General features: G+C 37.7%; 28 protein-coding genes. 2 read left to right on the top strand and 26 right to left on the bottom strand.

Features of this window, described 5'->3' with window-relative positions:
• Positions 1-64 precede the first annotated feature (64 nt).
• The 5 genes from BN988_RS02250 to BN988_RS02230 form a co-directional block, all read right to left on the bottom strand.
• Positions 65-649: a genetic competence negative regulator gene (locus BN988_RS02250; RefSeq protein WP_036572777.1), complete on the bottom strand. Its 585-nt coding sequence runs from the start codon at positions 647-649 to the stop codon at positions 65-67.
• 344 nt (positions 650-993) lie between these two features.
• On the bottom strand, positions 994-1308 hold the full coding sequence (locus BN988_RS02245) for a hypothetical protein (RefSeq protein WP_051557621.1): 315 nt from the start codon (positions 1306-1308) through the stop codon (positions 994-996).
• Positions 1298-1885 (bottom strand): CPBP family intramembrane glutamic endopeptidase, encoded by a 588-nt coding sequence (locus BN988_RS02240; protein WP_036572776.1) that lies wholly within the window; start codon positions 1883-1885, stop codon positions 1298-1300. The genes BN988_RS02245 and BN988_RS02240 overlap by 11 nt, the downstream gene beginning before the upstream one ends.
• Positions 1882-3417, bottom strand: a complete 1536-nt coding sequence (locus BN988_RS02235) for a RecQ family ATP-dependent DNA helicase (protein WP_036572775.1) — start codon at positions 3415-3417, stop codon at positions 1882-1884. The genes BN988_RS02240 and BN988_RS02235 overlap by 4 nt, the downstream gene beginning before the upstream one ends.
• Positions 3404-4483: a helix-turn-helix domain-containing protein gene (locus tag BN988_RS02230; RefSeq protein ID WP_036572774.1), complete on the bottom strand. Its 1080-nt coding sequence runs from the start codon at positions 4481-4483 to the stop codon at positions 3404-3406. The genes BN988_RS02235 and BN988_RS02230 overlap by 14 nt, the downstream gene beginning before the upstream one ends.
• 155 nt (positions 4484-4638) lie before the next feature.
• Here BN988_RS02230 and BN988_RS02225 point away from each other — a divergent pair, with 155 nt between their 5' ends.
• Positions 4639-4893 carry a ferredoxin gene (locus BN988_RS02225; RefSeq protein ID WP_036572773.1) on the top strand — a complete coding sequence of 85 codons (255 nt, stop codon included), beginning with the start codon at positions 4639-4641 and terminating at the stop codon, positions 4891-4893.
• Positions 4894-5022: 129 nt separating this feature from the next.
• On the opposite strand, the gene BN988_RS02220 is transcribed toward BN988_RS02225, so the two are convergent.
• The 16 genes from BN988_RS02220 to BN988_RS02145 form a co-directional block, all read right to left on the bottom strand.
• The gene (locus BN988_RS02220; protein WP_036572772.1) at positions 5023-6180 is read right to left on the bottom strand and encodes a hypothetical protein; all 1158 of its coding nucleotides are present in this window, start codon (positions 6178-6180) and stop codon (positions 5023-5025) included.
• Positions 6170-6712: an RNA polymerase sigma factor SigX gene (locus tag BN988_RS02215; protein WP_036572771.1), complete on the bottom strand. Its 543-nt coding sequence runs from the start codon at positions 6710-6712 to the stop codon at positions 6170-6172. The genes BN988_RS02220 and BN988_RS02215 overlap by 11 nt, the downstream gene beginning before the upstream one ends.
• Positions 6713-6910: 198 nt before the next feature.
• A complete protein-coding gene (locus tag BN988_RS02210; protein WP_036576283.1) occupies positions 6911-7411 on the bottom strand; it encodes an ECF transporter S component in 501 nt (166 codons plus the stop codon).
• Between the two features lie 5 nt (positions 7412-7416).
• Complete coding sequence (locus BN988_RS02205; protein ID WP_036572770.1) at positions 7417-7851, bottom strand: DUF4430 domain-containing protein; 435 nt, start codon at positions 7849-7851, stop codon at positions 7417-7419.
• Between the two features lie 41 nt (positions 7852-7892).
• On the bottom strand, positions 7893-9659 hold the full coding sequence (locus BN988_RS02200; RefSeq protein WP_036572769.1) for an ATP-binding protein: 1767 nt from the start codon (positions 9657-9659) through the stop codon (positions 7893-7895).
• Entirely contained in the window at positions 9659-10372 is a 714-nt protein-coding gene (locus BN988_RS02195) for a response regulator transcription factor (protein ID WP_036572767.1), read from the bottom strand. The genes BN988_RS02200 and BN988_RS02195 overlap by 1 nt, the downstream gene beginning before the upstream one ends.
• 145 nt (positions 10373-10517) lie before the next feature.
• Positions 10518-11711, bottom strand: a complete 1194-nt coding sequence (ccsB, locus tag BN988_RS02190; RefSeq protein ID WP_036572765.1) for a c-type cytochrome biogenesis protein CcsB — start codon at positions 11709-11711, stop codon at positions 10518-10520.
• A 22-nt stretch (positions 11712-11733) separates the two neighbouring features.
• On the bottom strand, positions 11734-13377 hold the full coding sequence (gene resB, locus BN988_RS02185; protein WP_036572763.1) for a cytochrome c biogenesis protein ResB: 1644 nt from the start codon (positions 13375-13377) through the stop codon (positions 11734-11736).
• Positions 13378-13405: 28 nt separating this feature from the next.
• Positions 13406-13984 carry a thiol-disulfide oxidoreductase ResA gene (resA, locus tag BN988_RS02180; protein WP_036572761.1) on the bottom strand — a complete coding sequence of 193 codons (579 nt, stop codon included), beginning with the start codon at positions 13982-13984 and terminating at the stop codon, positions 13406-13408.
• Positions 13985-14047: 63 nt separating this feature from the next.
• Positions 14048-14782, bottom strand: a complete 735-nt coding sequence (locus tag BN988_RS02175; RefSeq protein WP_036572759.1) for a pseudouridine synthase — start codon at positions 14780-14782, stop codon at positions 14048-14050.
• Positions 14783-15122: 340 nt separating this feature from the next.
• Entirely contained in the window at positions 15123-15653 is a 531-nt protein-coding gene (locus BN988_RS02170) for a spore maturation protein (RefSeq protein ID WP_036572757.1), read from the bottom strand.
• Positions 15654-16241, bottom strand: a complete 588-nt coding sequence (locus BN988_RS02165; RefSeq protein WP_036572756.1) for a nucleoside recognition domain-containing protein — start codon at positions 16239-16241, stop codon at positions 15654-15656.
• A 1-nt stretch (position 16242) separates the two neighbouring features.
• Positions 16243-17343, bottom strand: a complete 1101-nt coding sequence (locus tag BN988_RS02160; RefSeq protein ID WP_036572755.1) for a D-alanyl-D-alanine carboxypeptidase family protein — start codon at positions 17341-17343, stop codon at positions 16243-16245.
• Between the two features lie 141 nt (positions 17344-17484).
• Positions 17485-18357, bottom strand: coding sequence for a superoxide dismutase (locus BN988_RS02155; RefSeq protein WP_036572754.1), 873 nt, complete (start codon positions 18355-18357; stop codon positions 17485-17487).
• A 98-nt stretch (positions 18358-18455) separates the two neighbouring features.
• Positions 18456-19055 carry an SMC-Scp complex subunit ScpB gene (gene scpB / locus BN988_RS02150; protein WP_036572753.1) on the bottom strand — a complete coding sequence of 200 codons (600 nt, stop codon included), beginning with the start codon at positions 19053-19055 and terminating at the stop codon, positions 18456-18458.
• A 2-nt stretch (positions 19056-19057) separates the two neighbouring features.
• The gene (locus BN988_RS02145; protein WP_036572751.1) at positions 19058-19795 is read right to left on the bottom strand and encodes a segregation/condensation protein A; all 738 of its coding nucleotides are present in this window, start codon (positions 19793-19795) and stop codon (positions 19058-19060) included.
• A 147-nt stretch (positions 19796-19942) separates the two neighbouring features.
• Here BN988_RS02145 and BN988_RS02140 point away from each other — a divergent pair, with 147 nt between their 5' ends.
• Positions 19943-20026, top strand: coding sequence for a YjcZ family sporulation protein (locus BN988_RS02140; RefSeq protein WP_036572750.1), 84 nt, complete (start codon positions 19943-19945; stop codon positions 20024-20026).
• A gap of 98 nt (positions 20027-20124) precedes the next feature.
• Here BN988_RS02140 and BN988_RS02135 read toward each other — a convergent pair whose 3' ends face one another.
• The 5 genes from BN988_RS02135 to BN988_RS02115 form a co-directional block, all read right to left on the bottom strand.
• Positions 20125-20484, bottom strand: a complete 360-nt coding sequence (locus BN988_RS02135) for a GNAT family N-acetyltransferase (protein WP_036572748.1) — start codon at positions 20482-20484, stop codon at positions 20125-20127.
• Positions 20485-20698: 214 nt separating this feature from the next.
• Entirely contained in the window at positions 20699-21166 is a 468-nt protein-coding gene (locus BN988_RS02130; protein ID WP_036572747.1) for a M50 family metallopeptidase, read from the bottom strand.
• Between the two features lie 35 nt (positions 21167-21201).
• Positions 21202-21639, bottom strand: a complete 438-nt coding sequence (locus BN988_RS02125) for a peptidylprolyl isomerase (RefSeq protein WP_036572746.1) — start codon at positions 21637-21639, stop codon at positions 21202-21204.
• A 68-nt stretch (positions 21640-21707) separates the two neighbouring features.
• On the bottom strand, positions 21708-23015 hold the full coding sequence (lysA, locus tag BN988_RS02120; RefSeq protein ID WP_036572744.1) for a diaminopimelate decarboxylase: 1308 nt from the start codon (positions 23013-23015) through the stop codon (positions 21708-21710).
• Between the two features lie 298 nt (positions 23016-23313).
• Positions 23314-24792, bottom strand: coding sequence for a spore germination protein (locus BN988_RS02115; RefSeq protein ID WP_036572743.1), 1479 nt, complete (start codon positions 24790-24792; stop codon positions 23314-23316).
• Position 24793: the final 1 nt, after the last annotated feature.

Below are 24793 nucleotides of genomic sequence, written 5' to 3'. Positions count from 1 at the left end.
TCTCAGTTCTCTAGCAAAAACCATATACTATCGTATCATTTTAAGCAGTTATGTTCTATCATTTTTAATCTATATGGAAGGTTTTCATAATGTTTTTAACAGCATCTGCTACGTAAATTTGCTTCCCATATTCAATTAAGCGGTAAGAAGTAATAATGCTCGGACTGGAGTACTCAGACATGATGGCAATGACGTCTTCTTTATCCATATCTTCCAAATCATCATCACTGAGAAGCATATAATAGTTCCCTTGCATAAAGTACACCTGACCGCCATTGATGCCAATTTGGCTCAAATAAGAAGCAACCTGAATGATGTTTTCAAAGTCTGAAAAAGAAAAAATTAATTCTTTACTTTCATCCAGTGTCACTTTCATCTCAATAAAATCCTCATCCCAATCCATATTTTCAAATTTTTGTGTGACGATAACATGCATGCCCTGTGCCTGCATCAGATGAACTTGAACAAGAAGTTCACCTTCCAACTCAAAATCCAGTTCGGAACTCGCTTCGTACATCATATCACTAAACAGGTTCTGGACGCTTGTAGCATCATGCCACAGATTTTCTTTTGTAAACCCACGTTCAATCAAATCATCAAAAGTTAAAAAAATAGTGAACTGGTCATCAGACACTCTTTCTATGCGCATACAGCATCCTCCTCCAAATAATCATCTGTTTAAAGCGGTCTAATACTAATTATTATTCCCTTACAAAGCTCTTTCTCTATACTATATGCTTTTCGTTAGTATGTTGAACTTGACAGCCTCATTTTTCACTACTTTCAAGCTTTCGCCTATTTATCCCAATCTGAAATAGTAAAGGAATGTGTTAGACCATCAGCGTTAGATGGGTTTTAGCATTCTTTCCCCCTAGGAAAAATAGGCATCTATCTTCTTGAAGAGTAGGGACCCAACAGAATGCTCTAAAATTGTACCATTATTTTGCCTTGGTTTACCTATAGAACTGGCAAATTTAACGTCTTGTCCTATTATTAGCTTGTGAAAAATAGTATTATTTCATCCTGCCATATAAAATACACTCCTGCCAGGATACAAAATAAAAAGATAACAACAATTGTTAACCTAAATAAAGACATACTCATTTTTAATTTAGGGCGCTTTGAGTTCTGATCATGTACTTCTTTTCTGGGAGGTAAATTAAGTAAGTCCATCTCATCATCTTTGTGATGATCTTCTGTTTCTTCTCTTGCATTTGGTTCCATTGGTTCGACAGAATTCTCTAGTTCCACAAAAATCCTTCGAAGTTCATCAGCCTGATCTTCTGTTTCTTTTGTATTATGCTTCACCGATTATTCCTCCCTTATAATAGCGAATGGTTAACCCCAACAAAAAGTCAACAATAAAATGCGCCGTAATGGTAACAAACAAATTCCCGGTTTGTTCGAATAAATAACCAATATAAAAACTAATCATTAGAACGGAAACCAGGAGAACAGGCTTTTTTAAATAACGTAAATGGATGATTGCAAAGAAAACACTTGCAAAAACATACCCAAAGGAGGTCTGAATGACACCTCTAAATAACATTTCTTCGCTCCATGCTACAAGCAACGTAAGGAAAAAAATAGAGGAGACGGGCTGTCCCGTAAATAGTTTTTTATTAACCCCACCATCATAAAAGGTAGATTTCGGTAAGAAGCGCATCAAAATAAGGTCAATTAAGACAATTATAATACCTGGCAAAAGCCCGAAATAAATAATCTCTTTTGGGTTCCAGTTTAAATATTGAAACCAATCACCGATTGATTCGAATAATAACAAACTTAAAACAATGCTAGCAGCAAGGAGAAGACCTTGTGAAAGTATAACTTGCTTTCTTAGTTCTCGATCAGTCATTCCTAATATAATATCTCTTTGACTCATTGCACATCCACCAAAAGGAGTTTTTTAAGTTTTTCCTCCCAGGAGTATGTCTTCTCTATCTTGTGTGTTAGCTGTTCAGGCTGCCAATCGCTCCAAGAAAAACCACAATTACTGCAACATTGATCTACTGCTTCCGTATAGGACGGCTGGAAATCTTGATAAAGCTTTTTACGGAGGCAACCAGTATGATAAATCCAATTAATGACGGACTGTAGTTGCTTGTCCTTCTTGATCAATCGCTCCTCACACCTATTGCTAATAGCAAGAAAAGCTTCTTTCCATAATTGTGAATCATATATTATAACGTTGTTTTCTTTAAGGATATCATGTTTTTCAAATTGATACTGTAAAAAACGCCACTTGGATTCGGAAACTTGAAACACTGCTAATTTCTCTTGATCTGTAGTGGGAAGCGACTGTCCTTGATCATACATCGTTTTTAATTGGCGAAACACGGTAGTTATTTCATTTTTGGTTGGCAGTTCACCTTTTATTATATTTTTTGGTAAAAATATATCTCCTTCGGAAAATAATAATAGGCCAACGCTAGATTTATTATCACGTCCTGCTCTGCCAACCTCTTGTATATAGGCTTCCAGCTGTGGCGTTAGATGATAATGGATGATTAACCGAAGGTCTTTTTTGTTTATCCCCATTCCAAAAGCACTTGTGCAACAAATAGCATCTAATTGACCGTTCATAAATTGTTGTTGGATGATAATTCGGTCTTGTGACTCCATTCCACCATGATAAAATGCTACGCGACGATCTGTTTGTAAGCTAAGTAGCGCAGATATGTTTTCTGCCTCTAACCGGCTAGAAAAGTAAATAATAGTCGGAACATAATAAGCTTTCAACAACGATACAATTTTCTCCTGTTTTTCCTTGTCACCAGATAAGTGTTCCACATTAAACGTAATATTCGGTTTGTCAACTGGGTAGATATGTTTTTTCATATTTGGTTTATTCAAATAAGATAAGATATCCTGCTGGACATTTGTCGTGGCCGTAGCACTTAATGCAAGTACAGTAGGGTGGTCTAGGAATGTTATGATTTTTTTTAGTTTCAAATAGTCAGGTCTAAATTCATGTCCCCACTGCGAGATACAATGTGCTTCGTCGACAACGAAAAGATCTACTCCTACGTGCTTTAATTTCCGCTGAACATCCGGTCGTTGAAGCAATTCTGGAGAGATATATATTAATTTGTACCGATGTATTGTATTCCATATTTCCCTTCGTTCTTTCGTATTCATAAAACTATTGATGGCAACAACGTCTTTTATGTTTATCGCCTTTAATTGTTTTACCTGGTCCATCATAAGGGATATCAGTGGTGAAACAACTACTGTCACACCTTTCAAAAGCATAGCCGGCAATTGATAACAGATAGACTTACCTGAACCGGTTGGAAGTACTCCTAATACATCGTTTCCTAACATGGCATCCTCAATAATTTCCCGTTGACCTGGACGAAAAGCTTGATAGCCAAAATACGTATCAAGCTCCTTTTCTAAGTTAATTGTAGACATTCATATCACCTGTTTGCTCTACATAATCGATTCCTGCCATAAATAGCCGTATTTGAAAATATGTAGTATCCTTTTCCGTTAATCGTTTAATTTCTTTTAATTTATTGGAAGATGCTTTTTCGATTGCCGCTAAAATGTCTTTCTGAACATCGGAAGGAACATAACGCTCAATAGGAAAGTCAGTTTGATAAAGCGCAATCTCCACAAGGTGGTCCTGAATTGTATTAATACGTAAATTGCGTACCAATGCAATATTTTCAATGGAATAGTCTTTCTCAAGCAGCTGGTACGTCTTATAAGCTGATTCTGTCATGAGACGTTTTTGGTTACCTTCTTCTATCATCTGATAAAGTAATGGGAAAGATGCTTTATTTTCCATGATTTGATGAGCCATTTTATGAGAAATCCCAGTTAGGAGTAACTGGACATCTTCAATTGTCATATCATAATTTTTAGCTAATTGCTCCCAGCTCATGCCATAGTACTGGTGTCCACTTAACCTGTCAACAAAAATGCTGGCTTCCTTTCCTTTAATACTCTGGAGTAATGGTAAAAGTTCGCTATGTAAGTCGTTCAGGTAAATGGAAATTCGTTCTTTATTTAACCTATACTGTTCCTTCACCCAGTTTTCAACCAAGGGATTGTCAAGTACCGGGATAAAAGAGAAATGATTCATCCCTACATTAGAAAACGTTTGGACAAGCAAGATTAATCGTTCAAGAAATAACACTGCACTGCTTTTGAACTTTAAGCCGTTAAAATAATGTAGTGGTAGTTGCTCTTTAATTTCTTGAAGCCATGCCTCCCCTTGATTGGTTAATTCAAGGGTAAGTGAAGTATGATCCCGTATTATAAACCCTTCCTCATGTAATTCTTTAAGTATACGGTCGTAAACAGTTCGTTCTAATTTTCTGTGGACACCGTAATATTTTGTTAGCTGATACAGATGAATATCTTGTACTGTTTGCACAGACTTTTTTCCTGTAAGAATATGGAAGGTTGCTGACTCTGTTCTTTCCACGGATAACGTTTTACAGCATAATAGCACGATTCCTTTGAGTAGCATCATTTCTCCTCCTCTCTTCTATCTATAAGGAATATATAATTCTATTATAAAGAATGGTAACGTGAAAAGAAAGATAAGCTGTTGTTATTGAAATTACAAGGAATCCGTTTATAATGGATTAATGATTGAGTATAAGAGCATATGGAGGTGGAGTAGTGCCTAAGTACACCATTGTAGATATTGAAACGTGTATTGCTTGTGGTGCGTGCGGTGCGGCTGCACCAGAAATATATGATTACGATGACGAAGGAATTGCATATGTTAGACTGGATGATAATAAGGGATTGATCGAGGTAGATCCTAGATTAGAAGAAGACATGCTTGATGCATTTGAAGGTTGTCCAACGGATTCAGTAAAAATATCTTCAGAGCCTTTCAACGGTGACCCCTTAAAATATGAAGAGGATTAAACCTTGTTACACCTAAATAGATCTCATTTCCGGAGGCTATCATATGTTAGCTCATAGCCAACATACTTTTTTGAGCCGAGCGAATAGATTATTATCAGATTCGCTCGGCTCCTATTTTACCCTAAAACTTTAATGAAGCATAATCGGATTTACAGCATCGGGAACTCGCAGTGGTTCCGATACATCGTAATAACCTACTCTGTCACCGGAGATATTATTTATCTTAACAAAGTCATACCCAAAGCTTTTTGCAGTCATTAAGATCGCCTCAATCATGATGGTGCCAGTACGACTATCCTCTATAACGACCTCGTTATCTAAGGATATATCAAGCTGTTCACCTCGTGTGACGACTGAGAATTCCATTTTACCTGGAACAGTCGGAAAAACATTATAGTCTTCCTCCCCTATTTGCATCTCTGCAAGTGCTTCCTCTATTGTTGTATATTCATCGAGCGGTACCTCGACAAGCAAATTATTTTGTTCGTCGCTATATAGTTTATAGGCGGCTTTCGTTTTAGTTAAAGCCAATTCATGTATGGTCCCAAATTGACCGAAGTCTATCCCCTCCTGATTATTAAAAACGGCTGTTTCAACACCGTATGGCGAGAACATAGAACGTAACTGGTCTTCGAACATATTAGGAACAGTAGAACCTTCACTAATACTAAAATTTTTTGGGAGCTCTAAAATCACTTCTTTATTTTCCTCATCTAATTGAAACGATACCCCTTCAAATAAATAATTTGAACTTACCGGAACATGTTCCTGTAAATAGGTCTCTAGCTGGTTATAATATGTTTCTTTTGATTTCCCTTCTGGAGCAATAAAAGAAACAGGGATGACAAACTGCAATTGTGGGTCACTTGTTGCCCCATGGATGACCATAGATTGCTCGTTCGTCTGTTGCACAAACATTCCCATCTGATTAGAAGATTCCATATTCCCATTAGACTGGACCCCACTTTCTTGGTCTGCGCTTTTCTCTATTAATGTTTCTTCTTCTGTAGCGTACTCCATCGCATCCTGTTGCGTACTGTTCTCTTTTAAGACATTAGTGTTCGTGTAGTAAAGGAAAGAAATAAAAACCAGAACGGTTGTCGCAAGCAGGGTACTCACGAGAGGTATCCATCTCTTTCTAGGCTTATATTGTCTTGTAGGTTCATTCTGCTTCATTTGCGCAAAGATCTGTTGTCTAATCGCTTCTTTGTCACGCCTATCTGTAAATGATGGAAATTGGGAAAGCTGTTCAGTAATTTCGTCATACTTATTCTGGTTAGAATCCATTAGATCCCCCTCCTTTCTCCTGCTCTTCGATGATAAGTTTTTTTAATAACTTAAGCCCTCTGTGTTGAGTTGTTTTCACCTTGCTAATAGTGAAATTCAAAATAGTTGCAGTCTCCTGGATAGAAAATGACTGGATATATCTAAGGATGAGAACACTTTTTTGATCTACTGTGCAAAAATCAAGGTATGTATATAGATTTTTAATTTCCTCACTTTTAATTGCCATTTCTTCAGGGAGTGGATGCTCATCTTTTATAATATGGCTTTTCTCACCCCAATCAAAATAATCAGCAATTCGATCACGGGTACGTTTTTTCCTACGAAAATGATCAAGGCTTACATGTCTTGCAATGGAAAAAAGCCATGTTTTAATACTGCTATCTCCCCTAAATCGTTCAGAAGATTTAAGTACCTTCAAGTAGACCTCCTGCACTAAATCTTCTGTTATCTGCTTATCTTTTACCATATAAAATATAAATTGATACAAATCTTGATGGTATTGATCATAGATTTCATCAAAAACGACCTTCATGCAAGATCCCCCGTTCTAATAGATAGTCGTTTGGCTCTTTAAAAAGTTACAGTCTAGCTACACTATATGTCAGTATGCTGGCTTTTAGCAAGTCCATCTTTAATTAGGTTTAATGAGAGGATTTAAAATTAAAAAATGATCCACTTTAATAGGGATCATTTTTGATAGTAAATAAAACTTCTTAAAAGAAATTACCTTTTAAGTGAAAAGTTTATTTTTGTAGTTTTTAAAAAGGTAGTAAAAGATCGGATAAAATAACATGATAAACAAAGCATTTCCAATAGCATGCTGTGTGTCAAAAGGTATTCCCGCCATGTAATAAGGCCAAAAATGTCCACTAATTTGATAATTAGTCAGGGAAATAATGAACCCATATAGAAATCCACAGAATGCAGCGTAAATGGCAATAATGAAAAGTGGTGCTTTAATTAATTGCTTCCTAAGAAGTCCGCTAACGAAGCCGATGAGTCCCCAAGATATCAACTGCCAAATGGCCCAAATCCCCATCCCAAGAAGCATATTAGAAAGAAAGGTCACTAACATTGTTAGGATTATCGCAGAAGCTGGTCCGAGCATTAAGCCACATATAATGATAAGTGCAGTAACTGGTTGAACATTAGGCAAGAATGTAAATACATACCTGCCTAATACTGCCAACGAAGCTAGCAACGCCAATAAAGTAAGCTTATAACTATTCACTAACTTTATTTCCATTTTTGAAAATCAAAAATGATTTCATCTCCAGCTTGTAATTCATACTCGGCTGCACCTACATTAGGAGATTCACCATTTACAGTATAGATCCAGGCTCTTTCCTCATCATCGTCTGAAGAAACGCGTTCAATTGACGTTATAAATTTGCCAGTATCATCCGTTTCTACATAGAAATTCTCCTCTAATACATCTAAAAGAAGATCCCCTTCTTCCACCGGTATTTCCTTTTCATGGATATATTCCTCACCCTGATCTTTCGTTAACGTAATTCTTACCGTGTCTTCGCTTTGTTCAGAGGACTGGCTGCTCTCCGTTTGGTCAGAGTTTGCATTTGGTGCGGTCTCTTGATTCTCACCTGAACCACAACCTGTAAGTAGTACAAAGAAAAGTAAGAAAGCTCCTGTTTTCCAAAGTATTTTATGCATCTTATCTCCTCCACTTCTTGAATATCTGATATCTATTTAGATTAGCTGCCCCGTTTATGTGGCAATCGTATAGTAAATGAAGTTCCTTCGTTTATCTTGCTTTTAACTGTAATAATTCCATGGTGAGAATCAATGATATTTTTCGCAATAGCAAGCCCTAAACCGGTGCCTTTCTTCTTCTCATTACGAGCTCTGGATTTATCTGCTTTATAAAATCTTTCAAAGATAAATGGTAGATCATCTTCGGGAATACCACTTCCACTATCTTTAATCTCGATAGAGAGCTCACTATCATCATTGCTTGCATATACGGTAACATGTCCCTCTTCACAGGTATGCCTAATTGCATTATCTATCAAGTTGATCAATACTTGTTCCATTCGATCAGGATCAAAGCGTGCTGTTTGCTTTTCTATGTTGTCTTTTAACTCAATACGTATTTTTCCTTCTGTTGCCAATCCACTAAACTTCTTCACTATCCGTTTAAGATATGGCTCTACTTCAATCTCTTCCACTTGAAGCTGCTGGTGTCCTGCTTCCATCCTTGCAAGGTCAAGCAATTCGTTTACCAGCCTCCCCATTCGTAATGATTCCTCATGAATAATTTGTCCAAGCTCATTTTTTTGCTCTTTCGTTTCAGCTATATCATCGACTATAGCTTCACTATAACCTTGGAGCATCGAAATTGGGGTTCTTAATTCATGTGATACATTTGCAATAAAATCTTTACGCAGTTTATCCAGTCGTCTCTCCTCAGTCATATCCCGAATAACCGCAACGGCACCTCTAACAAATGTTTGATCATATAATGGCGTCATTAACATTACCCAGTTCCGCCCCTGGAGACTAATTTCATGAAGTACCTCTGTTTCTCCTTCAATAACTTGCAACAAAATTTGGTTTAGCTCATCCGGTAGTTTTCGATCTTCACTACTAACTGCGCGGTTATTCTCGTAATACAAGCTTTCAATAAATCTTTCGGCTGGTCTATTGGTTACGATCATATCTCCATTTCGATTTAAAGTAATAACACCATCCGCCATGGAGCTAACAATACTTGAGAGCTGTTCTTTCTCTTGTCTTAAAGCATTGATATGGAATTTCAATTGTCTTCCCATACGGTTAAAGGCCAACGCGAGTTCCCCTATTTCATCATGGGTTAAAATAGGAACTTTCGTGTCAAACTCTCCTCTTGTCAAATCAAAAGCAGCCTCTCGCATTTTAATTAGTGGTGAAGTAATTCTTGTAGAGAGGAAGAAAGCAAAAATAACAGTCAGGATAATCGCGATTCCTGCTGCAAGGAAGATAATTTTTGTAGTTTCTGCTTTCGTTTGATCAATAACGTCAAGTGACTGGTATACAAAAATAGCTCCTTGGTTATCTGGAGTAGGGATACCAACAATCATCGCTTCTGTATTACCATCAGGCAACAGCATTTGCTTACGAATTTCATTATTATTTTCAAGTTCCTCTAATAACTTCTCTTTTTGTAGCCATGTCTCCTCAAGTCTTGATAGATTATCATCTCCACCTTTGGATACCCATACATCACTATCTTCATATAAAATGGCTACACGGCTAGCAGGGTCTTTAACTCTTTCCGTCGTTTCCGCAATCAAGTCTCTACTCTCATGCTGTTCAAGAAGTACCGATACCTTTGTAGCTGTCTGTAACATATCACTTTCTGCAGATTCAATGTGAAAGTTCTCAAAGAACTGCAACAGCAAGATTGTTAAAATAAATAGAACAAAGGAAACAAGTAATAGTATAGTTATCGCAAGCTTACCAACGACACTTTTCCAAAACATTAGCTTTCTTCTACCTCGAACTTATAGCCTACTCCCCATACTGTTACGATCATTTTTGCTGCTTCAGAGGAAACCGTATTGAGCTTTTCCCTTAACCGCTTAACATGTGTATCAACAGTCCGTAAATCACCGAAAAATTCATATTGCCATACTTCCTTTAAAAGGTGCTCTCTATTAAACACTTTGTCCGGTGATTTCGCTAGGAAGCATAATAACTCATATTCTTTCGGTGTCAAGTTGACTTCCTGTCCCTCAGCCATGACACGATGTGCATCATCATCAATTTCTAGATGTGGGAATACCAATACATTTTTTGCAGCTCCGTTTCCTTGATTAACAGAAGATGGTGATACTCTACGTAGTAATGCCTTTACCCTAAGCACTACTTCTCTTGGGCTAAATGGCTTGACGATATAGTCATCAGCACCAATTTCAAAACCTTGAACTCGATTCGCTTCTTCACCTTTAGCGGTAAGCATAATGACAGGGGTTAATTTTTCTTTTCTTAATTCCTGACATACTTCTATTCCATCCATTTCTGGCATCATAATGTCGAGCAAAATCACATCATATTCATTGGAAAGAGCTAATTCAAGTGCGTCTTTACCATTGTCAGCTTCTTCCACTTCATATTCTTCACGTTCCAAATACATCCTAATTAATCTGCGAATGCGTTCTTCATCATCTACTATTAATACCTTTCCAAGTGACATTTGTTCGCTCCCCCTATCAAATTATTAACTTTAAGTATAAACATAGTCTGCATGTACCTCATATTGGTTGTAAACATATACGTTAACAGTAAAACAAGGTATTCCACGTTGAATACCTTGTTAAGTTAATTGTGAATCAGTACTGTTAAGCATAAGAATGTAAGCCAGCTAGTACAAGGTTCACCACAATTAAGTTGAACATAATAATTGCAAAACCTACTGCAGCAAGCCACGCAGATTTCTCACCATGCCAACCTCTAGAGAGGCGAAGATGAAGAAATGCTGCGTAAAAGAACCAGGTAATTAGCGCCCATACTTCTTTAGGGTCCCAACCCCAAAATCTTCCCCAGGCTTCTTCCGCCCAGATAGCAGCAAAGATCAAGCCTCCGAGTGTGAAGACAGGAAAGCCGATCGCAACAGCACGATATGCAACTTCATCCAAGAGATCAAGCTTTGCATTCTTCAATAATGGCTGTATTGCTGCACCAAGTCTCTTACGGAGAAAGAGCCTTAGTAATAGATAAACAATAGAGCCAGTTAGAATAGACCAAATTAAAGTATTCAATTTTCTACCTGCATCTGCTCCATGCATCCAGGCTGGTGTATCAAATAGTGGTTCCATTACATCATTGGTCAAAAGTGTGCCATCTGTCGGCCCAGCGATAGCAGGTAGATGATATTCCGTTGTTACGGTGTTGCCACCAGTAGCAGGATAATCAAACTGTGCACTATAATTCATAACGTTGAATACTACCGTGATGATAATAAACCCAACGAACAATATAAGAGAATACAATACAACTTCTAGCCAAGTTGTTTGCTTGCTTTTAGCAGTCTGATCAATCTTTTTAATAAGATAAATTAACCCTGCAACAAAGCTGATTGTCAAAATACCTTGTCCAAGAGAGACAGTAGTCACATGAATGTATAGCCAATGACTTTGTAATGAAGGGATTAATGGCGACACTTCGGTAGGGAACATACTCGCATATGCAATAATAATTAATGCCACAGGCAATGCGAAAAGCCCTAGTACCGAGATCTTGTATATAAAGTAAATGACAATGAATGCGAATACGATCGTCATTCCGAAAAAGGTCATAAACTCAAATAAATTACTTACTGGTGCATGTCCACTAACAATCCATCTGGTGATAAAATAACCTATTTGCGCGATCAAGCCCATGATAGTTAATGTGATCCCAATGCTTCCAGCTTTCCCTTTTTTGTTTTTTCCTCGTTTATCTCGGATTGTTGCAGAGAAAAAGATTGTTGCGATCAAATATAGAATAAAAGCAGTGTAAAGTAGTGCGCTACTCCACTGTATTAAATCACTCATGACAAGCCTCCTGTTCAACTAATTAGTCATTTATTTCCTGCTGATCTGCTACATTTTTAATGGTTGTCCCTGAAATTACTTTTTCAATATCCTTCTTAACACCATACCAGTTCTTATTCGTATGAGCGGCTAATAACAATCCGCCATCTTTCGGGTTGACCCAAATTCTTCTATGCTGCCAGTACATTCCCTGGATAACACCGATCATAAAGATTGCTGCGCCCAGCCCGAAAAAAGGTAGAGAGTAATCTTTTCGAACAGTTAACCCACTCGCATCACGCATCTCAAAATCTGTAATTCCAACATTATATTGATTTTCTCCGGAGGCATCAATATTCTTTCCAATGCCGAGAAAGCTAATCTCAGGTGTATCACTGTCAGGAGGGTATACAAACATAACAAACGCCGGGTTTCTCGGATAATTTGTCTCGGAAGCAGGTGTCCCATCATCCTGTAAATAATAATCCGGATAATAATTTCGCAATTCAACTCTAAAACCATTTTCTAATTGGTAGTCTGATTCCGGATCAGTCAGGTTTATTGTGAACGTATCAAGGGCCTCTTCCTCTGGGTCGTCGTTTTTATGAATTTTAAACGACATTTTTTCAAATTCGTTAGCTTGGTATCCAGATTGGTAAACAGAATAGCCATCGAATTTTACAGGATGATTCATTCGTATCGAACCTTCTGCGATTTGATTCAGCTCTGCTTCGGCTCCTGGCAACGGATTGTCTTCAGCCTTATAAATCGTAACATCTGTTTGATAATTACTAGGTACATCTGCTCCTTCTAACGAGATAGCATCACGAAAACGTTCATCATTTTCGTCATATGTTTCCAGGATAAAGTCCCGATTCTCAATGTAGTATTCTCCATCGGTTCCCGGGATGACTAATTGTTCACCTTCTCTTACCCATACATACTCATTCGTATAGAAAAAAGGTGTTGACCGTAGGATAGCAGCAATTAATATGATGATTAATCCGATATGGTTAACATAGGGGCCCCATCTTGAAAAGCGGCCTTTCTCTGCAAGTACATACCCATCTTCGTCTCTTACTTTATAACGCTGTTTTTTCAAATTCTCTTTTAACGTTTTCAAATCCTCGGTCGACACATTGTCCGACTTACTGTACAAGCGTTGTCGACTCAAAAAGGACTCATGTCGTTTTGCCTTTTGATGTCTAAGCGCTTTGAATAAAGGAACAAATCTGTCAAGACTCGCAATGACAAGTGAGACACCTATTAGTCCTATAAGGATCATATACCACCAAGAGCTGTATAAGTGGTGAAAGCCCAATTGGTAATATATAAGACCTAAAATTCCATATCTGTCTTCATAGAAAAACTCCGGAGCTCTATTCGGCGCGTCTGCTGGTATGTATATTTCTTGCGGGAATATTGAGCCAATGGCCGAAGAGACCAAAGCTATAAAAATAAGCCATACGCCTACTTTAACGGAAGAAAAAAAGCTCCAAATTTTATCCACTATAGATTTATTATAGGTTTGTGATCGTCTAGCTGTTCCATCATAACGCATATTAAGTAGACTTTTTTCGTCATTTCCTTCAATATGCTGGTTCCCCTCAATCGGCTTCCCGCATGCTTCACACAGGATCGTGCCGTCTGGGTTCATATGCCCGCAGTCACACTTCATTTTTTTCATAAAAATCCCTCACAATTTGTAATCATTATCACGATGCGTTTGGTTGTATATCCTGTAAATGCTTTTCTAAGGATTCCAGTGATAATGCTCCTTCCACAATGTGTTCTATTGTGCCGTCTGGGTTTATAAAGAAAGTACTTGGTATAGGACCAATCTTATAAAGGTCTTTCACTTCGCCTTTAGCATCGTATGGAATAGGAAATGTCAAATTGTAATCATCAATAAACCTGTTTACAACTAGCTCGGTTGCATCCAAGCTTACGGCGATGATCTCGACTCCTTTTTCTTTATATTTAGGATAGAGTTGCTCCATATAAGGCATTTCCTTCTTACACGGTTTACACCAAGTTCCCCAGAAATTTAACATAACGCCCTTGCCTTTGTAGTCGCTAAGTCTAAAAGATTCCAAATCATTATTATGGCTAATTTGATTAAGCTTGAAATCTGGTGCCTGGTCTCCCACATTATAAATGGTATTATCTTTTTGTAGATTAGAAACCAATGCGAAGATAAGCGCAATGACCAGAATGGCAAGGATGCTAATTCTGAAAATAAAGCGGTTTCTCTTTTTGTTCTCTTTTGTTTTCTTTGCTTGATCCCGACTCAAACAGATCACTCCTCCAAGTAATTATTATACCATTAGACCTGGAAGCTAATTTTGACTATTATCTTACAATTTTAACGCCAAGTTCCGCATTTGTTTAACTTCTTTTGGCGTCAATGCGCGATATTTTCCCGGCTGTAGGCCATCAAGATTTAAAAGGCCATATGATTCCCGTTTTAGCTTCTCAACAGGGTAGCCTAAGCTTTCCATCATTCTTCTTACATGGCGGTTCTTTCCTTCGCGTAGAGTTAATTCAAGCAGCATAGAGTCCTTTTTCTTATCTACGGAAAGAACATTATACTGAACTGCTTTTAATAGGTCCTTGTCGGATTGTACTCCTTTTTTTAGCTGACCTAATTCTGTCTTAGATGGTATGCCTTTGAGCTTGGCAACATACACTTTATCAACTTCGTATTTTGGATGCATCAGAAGGTTCGCAAATTCACCATCATTTGTTAAAAGCAAGACGCCGGACGAATCGTAATCCAGTCTACCAACAGGGTAGACGCGTTCAGGAATGCCTACAAGTAGATCTGTTACAACTTTTCTATCTTTATCGTCCTTAACACTAGATATAACGCCACGTGGCTTATAAAGTAGATAGTATACTAACTCTTCCTTCACCAATGGAACCCCATCCACTTCTATGCTATCACTCGGTGTTACCTTTGTACCAAGTTCTGTTACAATCCGGCCATTCACTTTTACTTTTCCTTCCGTTATAAATCCTTCTGCTTTTCTTCTTGAGGTAAGACCACTTTGGGCAATAACCTTTTGAAGACGTTCATTCATGTTTGACATTTATATCACCATTTCCTTTTGTATCGAACCATTTAACATGGCGTGAGACTTACGCTAACTTACTTGTCCAGAACTTTTTTGACTTTTGCCAGGTTTCTATAGATGTGAGTTAAAACGTTCCCAAGCAATTGTACCATATATTATAAACTAAAAATAATTCTTAAACACATAAAGAGAATAACATTTATAGTACAATACTCGGATTCCAAAGTAGATAAGTAAAAAACCGAATGACCTTCGACCTTTAAATTTCTAGTCGAATCCACTCGGCTTTATTACGCTATGCAATTTTCATAAGTAAAAATTGAAAGAACATTTATCTGATACATGCTACATGTCATTAACCAAATACGATCCCTACCACGATGATAGAAGCAATGATCCCAATTACATCTGCTAACAAGCCAACCTTTAAGGCATAGCGCATTTTCCGTATTCCGACGGCACCAAAATATACAGTTAATATATAGAGTGTTGTATCTGTGCTCCCCTGCATGGTTGAAGCAAGTCTACCAATGAAAGAGTCGGGTCCGTGTGTCTGAATTAACTCCGTAGTCATGCCTAACGCTGCTGTTCCGGAAATTGGCCTAACAAGAGCCAGTGGTATAATATCGGGCGGGATACCTATTAGGCTTAAGAGGGGAGCTATGAGCCCAATAAAGGCTTCCATGGCCCCTGATGCTCGGAGAATAGAAATCGAAACAATCATTCCAACTAAAAAAGGAAGTAAAGAAAAGGCCATCTTAACACCCTCTTTCCCTCCCTCTACAAACGTTTCATATGCAGGCACTTTTTTCCACGATGCTACTAATAGTACAATTAAAATAAAGGACGGTATGAGCCAAACGCTAACAGAGGTTACCATTCCCATTTATTTTCCCCTCCGATTACTTTTATAAAAGTAAAATCTATCAATTAAAATCGCACTTGTAGTCGAAATAATGGTTGCTATGATAGTAGTACCAACGATTTCGGTCGGTGATACAGAGTTATATTGCATTCGAATTGCTATTACGGTTGTAGGAATAATCGTAAGACTAGAGGTGTTTAGGGCTAAAAAAGTAATCATAGACCGAGAGGCTGTATCCGTACCACTTAGTTGCTTCATTTGTTCCATCGCCTTTATTCCCATTGGAGTAGCTGCATTACCTAACCCAAACAAATTAGCTGTTAAATTGGATAGGATATATCCCATTGCTGGGTGATCCTTTGGTATTTCAGGAAAGAGCCTACTCACCAAAGGGCGAAAACCTTTGGCAAGAATCCTTAGAATCCCGGCTTCTTCTGCTACTCGCATGATTCCCAACCAAAACACTAGCACACTAATGAGGCCAATTGATAGGGTTACTGCTTCACCAGAACTTTTAAAAATAGCTTCATTTACTTTATCCATTGTCCCCGCAAGCATGGCATAAACAATCCCGATAATAGCCATACCTGCCCATATTAAATTAACCATATTATGGCCATCCCACAATGTCTTGAAAAATATCTAGGGTACTGGTAAAAAAATTATCTCTTTGTTTTACTTCGTCTTCTTTATAAATAAATACTTCGCCAATTTGATCTTCATTAAAATAGTAGACCTTCTTGCCGATAATATTATCCTCTGACTTTGTTTCGTCTTTTAGAATGTAATTTTGCTGCGTAATGAGCGATCGTTCTGATTTTGCTAAAGGAAAATGTATTTCTGATGTGATATGACCAATAATAGGTTCCTCGAAATCAGGCAGCGTATAGGCAGCTTTTCCTTTATCATCAATCGTCTCAAGGGAATAATTTTCAAATCCCCATTCAAACATTCCGATATGATCTTGCCAGTCATTAGGGGCATTTAACGTTACAGCAATCAGCTTCATGCCATCCTTTTCTGCAGAACTTACTAGTGTTCTTCCTGTCTTTTTTGTATAGCCAGTTTTCCCGCCAATACAGTATTCATACAATTGGGTTAGAAGTTTATTCTTGTTTTGCCAGCTGTACGTCCTACTTTTGGAAAGGTATGATGTTGCTCCTGTAATCTCTTGGAACTTCTCATTATCCATCGCATATTGCATAAGGATTGCCATATCATAAGCTGTGGAATAGTGTGTATCTGAATCAAGACCATGCGGGTTATCAAAGTGCGTATTTGTCATCCCAAGCCATTTAGCCTTCTCGTTCATAAGATGAACAAATCCCTCTTCACTTCCCCCAATATGTTCTCCTATCACAACAGCGGCATCATTCCCAGAACGTAACATCAAACCATACACAAGGTCTTCCACAAGCATTTTTTCCCCTTGTTCCAGGTAAATAGATGATCCTTCTGTATGTATTGCCTTTCTACTTGTCTTTGCCATTTCTCCCATTTTCCCAGACTCTATCGCTACGATCGCCGTCATGATTTTCGTAATGCTAGCGATAGATTGTTTTTCATGTGCTTTCTTTTCAAATAAAACCCTGCCGGTAGACTGTTCGATTAAGATTGCATTATTTGCGGAAACTCCTGGTGCTGCTTGTCCAGCAATTGGGTACAAAAAAACAATTATAAAAAAGATAAGAAGTGTAGATATAAATCTCATAGCAGGCTTCCTCCCACAGATTAGGTGTCTGTATAGTCTATGCATGTCTACATCAGTTATGACATGTAAGTATTCCACAAAAACTAACTATAAGAGGATCCTGCTTATTAAAATACAAAAGAAATCTTACCAATTTAAAGATTAATAAAGTGCCCACTTTAGTTTTTTGGCTTTAGCAAATCTCTCATTTACATTTTGCCAGTTAACAACATTCCACCAATTTTCTATATAAGATTCTTTATCCGTTTTATATTGCAAATAGTAGGCATGCTCCCACATATCCAGAACAAGTAATGGGATAATATCCGCTATTTGAAACAGTTGATGTTTTTCAAAGGATTGTACACCAAGCCTTCCATTTCTCGGATTCCAATAAAGCACGGCCCACCCATCTCCTTCAACGGAGGAAGCGGTACTATTGAATAGGTTTTTGAATTTCTTCCATGTTCCAAAATCTCTTTCAATTTGTTTTAATATGTCTCCAGAAGGTTTCTTGTCTGAATTAGGAGTCATATTAAACCAAAAAATAGTGTGGAGATTATGGCCAGAGCCATGAAAGGCTTGTTCTCTCAGCCAATGCTTTACAAGACTCTTATCAGGCTGTTTTACATATAGTTCGTTTTCTGCTTTATTCAGCCCATCGACATATGCCTGATGGTGTACATCATGATGCAACCGCATGATTGCTTCACTTATATAAGGCTCCAATGCATTATAATTATAGGGAAGCTGAGGAAGCTTGTGTTTTCCATACCCAACCTGTTCGGTATTACTATTATGGTTGTGTTTCATTGACAGGACGATCCGTTGGGCCTCCCCTTGCAACACGTCAATAATCTCATCATCATGAGTAATATCACGGTTCGAATTGACTTTAACATTTTTTATCCATGTTTCTATCTGTTTATTTAAGCTATTCTTTTCTTCAGCGCTGATTTCTAGACTATCTATTTTCCGTTGCACTTCTTCTCCCCACTCAACTAATTCTAGTAAGTAATTTTGAATTGTACTCATATCATCACCTCGCTGTAGCTTATGCCCAGTTAATAAGATTGGTGAAACAATAACTAATATGGAGTTAAACAAAAAAAGCTGGCAATTATGCCAGCTTTTTAATTAGATGGTTCATCTTCTTTCAGTTGTTCATTAAATTTCTCGAAAAAAAGATCAGCCTCTTCTTCTAATTCACTATTTGATTGCCCTTCCGGTAATGGTGGAAGGTCCTCAAGGGACGTTAACCCAAAAAATGTTAGAAATTCCTTGCTTGTTCCGAATAAAATAGGTCTGCCTATACTTTCCTTTCGGCCAACTTCTTCGATTAGCATTCTTGCCACGAGAGTTTGCACAGGACGGTCACTTTTTACCCCACGAATTTCTTCGATTTCAGTTCGAGTTATAGGTTGCTGATAAGCGATTATGGCTAATGTTTCCAAAGCTGCCTGTGACATTCGAGTGGAATGGGGTGTTTCAATAAACTTTTGATAATACTTACTATGTTCCGGTTTTGTCGTAAGATGGTAGGCCCCATGTGAGTGCATCAACATTATCCCACGTTCTTTATTCTCATAATCATACTTCAACTCTTCTAGTATGGTATGCACAGAGGCCTCTGTTATTTCAAGAATATTCGATAGCTGTTTAACCGTAATACCTTCATCTCCACTTGCAAACAATAGGCCCTCCAATATTGCTTTCATTTGCTGAATTTCCACTGCTATTCCTCCATATAGTGAACGAGTAAAGCATCAAAATGCCTCTCTTGTTCACAAAACACTTTCCTAGACTTCATTAATTCTAATAATGCCATAAACGTTATGACAATATGAGTTCGTGACTGATAAGTGAAGAGTTCATCAAAATAGACGCCTTCACGTCTGTCACGAACAAGCTCTATGACCTCATCCATTCGCTGTTCAATCGGTATCTCAGCTCTCTGAACCTTAGTATCAAGCGGTTCTTTCCATTTTTTCCGTTCCATCATTTTCCCTAAAGCCCCGAGCATGTCATAAATAGTTAATTCCCCTTTAACTACCTTTTGTGGGCTTTGTGTGAGTTCCTCAAATATGACAGGAGATCTTGTAAACAAATGACTGGATTCCTCTTCTTTTTGTTTTAGTTTCTCTGCTGCATCTTTATATTTCCGATATTCAATTAATCGATGCATAAGTTCCTCTCTTGGATCTTCTACATATTCATCCATTTCTTCATCTATTTCCTGTTTCGGCAAGAGCATTTGGCTTTTAATAGCGACTAAAGTTGCTGCCATTACTAAATACTCACTTGCGATATTCAAATCCAACTTCTGCATTGTGTGTATGTAGTGCATATACTGTTCTGTAATCTGTGCTACGGGGATATCATTTATATCAATTTCATATTTATTTATTAGATGCAACAGCAAATCAAGCGGTCCTTCAAATGCCTCCAGCTTAACCTGATAAGCTTCGCTCATAAGCAAACTTCCTCTCATGAATAATGAAAATAAAAAGCAATGTAACATCCGCCCAAACAACTTGGAGCATTTCGACATACGTTATTAACGTAAGATAAATGTTACCATAAAACATTTATGTTAAGAAGAAAAAGGAGGAATTTCATTATGAGTAATAGTTATGGCGGAGGTTTCGCGTTAATCGTAGTATTGTTTATTCTTTTAATTATTGTTGGTGCTTCTTGGTTCTAAGATTCTAGCGAAACCCAAAATTGCATCGCTAAAATATTTCCTTGTTGGAAAGAAGAAAAAGGCCAGCCTTAGAGGCTGGCTTTTTTTGATGGTATGATTTATTCTATATCATCGTCACACTTTGTGTAAAACTGCTGAATCTCATCCACAGCACAAACTGCGTATTTTTCCTCATAAAGCTTAGACACTTCGTTTACCATTTTCTTGCCAATTCCCTGATTTCTGTGGGAAGGATTAACGGAAATATGCTGAATGACAGCATTAATATCCTCTTCCAGTCTTACTCCAATAGCTCCCAGTACATCATCAGCTTCTTTCCATAAGAAGAGATGCCAATCAGAATTCGTCTCGTATTCTTTTATTGTGTTCTGGAGTTTCTTTACGTCTTTTTCCTCAGGCATAAAGGATAGAAGACCCATCGCAATCTTCTCCAGACTTTTTTTGTAACGAATTAACATAGATACCCCTCATTAACAAAAAAGCTCCCAAATATCTCTGTTCGCTATTTTGCTGTTATTTTTATGACCGATTACGGCTGATTTGTATCCTAGGTTTCGGTTACCCAAATGGTGTTTATATATATTTATGCACGATATGACAACAATTGTCAAATCCGCTAGTTCTTTTCATCTATTATGTATCATCATGAACAATAAACAGAAAATGCATACATTAGCTGTTCATTTTGTCTTTGTGCACGATTGTTTCAAGTATATTATATCCATCAGACTTCTGATTTTTCAATTTAAATGGCACTAAATTAATAATAACCAACCAGAGATTAAATAAAGCGAACAATTGTAAATAATCGCTCCTAAAATGGCTCTGTAACCCCCAGACAGAAAGGAATACAACAATATTGACAATCGGACCTAATATACTAATTATGAATCTTTCAAAACGATTAAAAGGTGTAACTCGTTCACTGTTTGCATATCCCCCCATAAAATATCCAGCATGAATAATGAAATGGAGTTTGCCGGAGGAGTATTCGATCACTCGCTTCCCCCGGCCAATAGTTAGATAAACAAGTTCAGCCTTGAAAATAACTCCTGCTATTGCATGTCCAAGTTCATGCAAGAAAATACTAATAGGTGCTGCAACAAACAGGAGAAAGGTTATGAGATAAATATCCACCATTTCGAACTCCCTAAGGTAAGCGTGGGCTTACGCGGTTATTCAGAAAATACTTTAACCTCTTTCATTACATCCCCATTTTTCATTGCTTTTGCATGTTCTATTCCAGACGTAACTTGCCCAAATACGGTATGTACGCCATTTAAATGTGGTTGTGGCTCATGAACAATAAAGAATTGACAGCTTCCCGTGTTTTTCCCCGCATGTGCCATAGATAGACTGCCTTCGACATGTTTATGAGGGTTTCCTTCGGTTTCACAATCGATTGTATAACCTGCAGAACCAGTACCGTTACCAGTAGGGCAACCACCTTGACTAACAAAGCCATCAATTACACGGTGGAAAGTTAAACCGTTATAGAACTCTTCATTAGCAAGCTTTTCAAAGTTAGCTACTGTATTTGGAGCCTCATTCGGATATAATTCAAATTCTATTTTATTACCATTTTCCATTAGGAAATATCCTTTTTTAGTCATATTTGCATCTCCTTTAAATTTAATAAACCACGACAAGTTTATCATTTAATCTATGAATTGAAAAGCAATTACAAATAAGACAAATCGTTCTTAACTACGTCTTGATAGCTTTCTCTTTTCACAACAAGCTTTGCTTTCTTATTTTCCACAAAGACTACAGCAGGTTTAGCAAACCGATTGTAGTGGCTTGCCATGGAATAACCATAAGCACCTGTGGAAAAAACTGCTAATACGTCATTAGTTTGTACTTCTGGTACCGGTAAATCCCATATAAGCATATCTCCAGATTCACAGCATTTTCCAGCAACGGAAACTTCTTTTATAGGAGTTTGGTCTGCTTTGTTAGCGACAACCGCTTCATACTTAGCTCCATATAATGCTGGTCGTAGATTATCTGTCATACCGCCATCTACAGATATATACTCTCGTATGCCAGGAATCGACTTCATCGATCCAATCGTATATAAAGTAACGCCGGTATTCCCGACTATTGCCCGTCCTGGTTCCATCCAAATTTCTGGCAGAGGAATATCCATTTCTTCTGATTGTTTTCTAACCTCTTCCACTAGTGCATAGACATATTGTTCATATGGAATAGGCTCCTCCTCGGAAGTATAACGGATTCCAAATCCACCTCCCAGATTCAAGACTTCTGGGGTATAGTTTTCGTTTCGCTTCCATTTGGCTAGCTCTGCAAATAATATTTCTGTAGCACTTAGAAAGCGGTCTGTTTCAAATATTTGTGAACCAATGTGGCAATGTAATCCTTTAAAGCGAATAGATGGATACTTCTTAAGAAGTTGGAAAGCTTCATCTGCCTGTCCGTTTTTCAAATTAAAGCCAAACTTCGAGTCCTCGTTACCCGTCATAATATACTGGTGAGTCTTTGAATTAACCCCCGGAGTAACGCGCATTAGAACATCCATTTCTTTATTTTGAAGATTTAGGAGTTCTCCAAGCAATTCAATCTCATAAAAATTATCTAAGACGATACATCCTATATTTTGTTCTATTGCCATTTGTAGCTCTTGTCTGCTTTTGTTATTTCCATGCATGTGGATTCTTTCAGAAGGAAAACCTGCTTCAATCGCGGTATAAAGTTCACCTTCTGATACAACATCAAGGCACAGCCCTTCCTGCTGTATTACTTGCAGCATTGCAATGGATGAAAATGCTTTACTTGCATATGCTACTTTTGCTTTAACACCCAATTCTTCAAAAGCATCAACAAATGATCGGGCATTCTTCCTTATGAGGGAAACATCATATACATATAGTGGTGTACCGAAGTCGTTTGCCAAGTTAATGGCATCTACTCCTCCAATTTCTAGATGGCCATGACTATTAACAGTGAATGGGTGTCTATCGATGATCATAAAGCGTCCTCCGTTACTAAATATAATTTAAAACTTTATCATAATAAAGCTAAATTGAAAAGAGGACAAGAGCAATACTTATCGCAATGGCGGGAATAAATGTAAAAAAATAAAAAAAGTAGTTTGGTAATGGCTATTGAAGCTACGCATTTTGCTATTGCTATGTTCAAAGCGAATGAATGACTATAAAGATACCGAACAATATTCCTACTTTGTCTAAAAGTATCGAATGATCGTTCGGCATTTTCGTAACAGTATTCAATTGTCTTCATTCCACCTTCTAAAATGGAAAGGTGGATTATTTTTTTGTTGGCTGGCGGTAGTTGTTTTTCGGATGTACTATACTTGGTCTGCTGTTCGAGTATGGTACAGGAATACGGAAGATAATTTGTAGCATAGCTTTTGGATTGAATGGCAAAAAAGGCCATAAATAAGGTGTCTTAATTGATTTTAGATTTACAAGGTACATAATATGAAGGGTTATCCCGATCACAAACCCAATTGCGCCAAATAAACCGGTGAAAATCACCATCATAATATTGACTACTTTATTTGCAACACTTAATTCGTAACTTGGAGTAACGTATGATCCTATCGCACTGATCGATACATAGAGAATGACCTCTGGACTAAACATCCCCACATCAATGGCTATTTGTCCTATTAACACAGCCGCAATTAAACCCATGGAAGTGGATAAGGGAGTCGGTGTGTGGATGGCAGCCATTCTCAGAAATTCGATCCCAATAACAGCCATTACAATTTGGATCGTAATCGGAATATTTCCTTCCTCATTCGGCCCGATAAAAGCAAGTGCCTTCGGAAGGATCGTAGGGTCGAGTACAAAAAGTAACCAAAGTGGCAAGAGATACATGGAAGCAAGGATTGCTAAGAAACGGATCCATCTTACAAATGTTCCAATCGCTGGTGCCTGTCTATACTCTTCAGCATGCTGTAAATGATGAAAAAAAGTAGTTGGCAATATTATCGCACTCGGGGAAGTATCAACCAAAATGAGGACATGCCCTTCTAGTAAATGATTTGCAGCAACATCTGGTCTTTCCGTATATCTGACAAGAGGATATGGATTCCACTTTCGATCAATGATAAACTCTTCAATGGTTTTATCTGCCATACTAATTCCGTCAATTTCGATGTCCTGTATTTTTTTCTTTATTAAATGGACTAGCCCTTCATCTGCGATATCCTTTACATAGCTTACGCAGACATCTGTCTTGGACCTTTCCCCTACCTTAAGCATTTCGTGTCTAAGCCTTGCATCACGTAACCTTCTTCTGGTAAGGGCGGTATTTTCAATAATATTTTCAGTATAGCCATCTCTCGAACCACGGATAACGCGCTCTGTATCTGGTTCTTCTGGGGTCCGTCCTGGGTAATGACGAACATCTACAACATAGGCAAACCTTTCCCCATCAATAAATACAACTATAAGTCCAGACAAAACCTGATCTACTGATTCATCCATCGTTTTAACCGATTCAACTTGTTGATGCAAGAGACGATTTTCAATTATTTCAGGTAGCTTCTTACTGTTGGATTCGTGATCATTTAAGTTAACCAGTTCCTTCAATAGGTCCTGAATTATAATGGAGTCACACAACCCTGTTAGATAATAAACATGCACTTTTCTTTTTAATATAATAACTTCTCTAAAACCAAGGTCAAATGAAACGTCCATTCCAAGACGCTTTTCCATATAAGCCTTGTTTTCTTTTATATTTGCTGCAATTTCTATTTTATCATCTTTTTGACGCATG

The sequence above is a fragment of the Oceanobacillus picturae genome (assembly GCF_000612865.1).
GTDB lineage: Bacteria > Bacillota > Bacilli > Bacillales > Amphibacillaceae > Oceanobacillus_B > Oceanobacillus_B jordanicus.
Note: the sequence above shows the minus strand (reverse complement) of the source record. Positions and strands in the feature narration are given on the sequence as shown.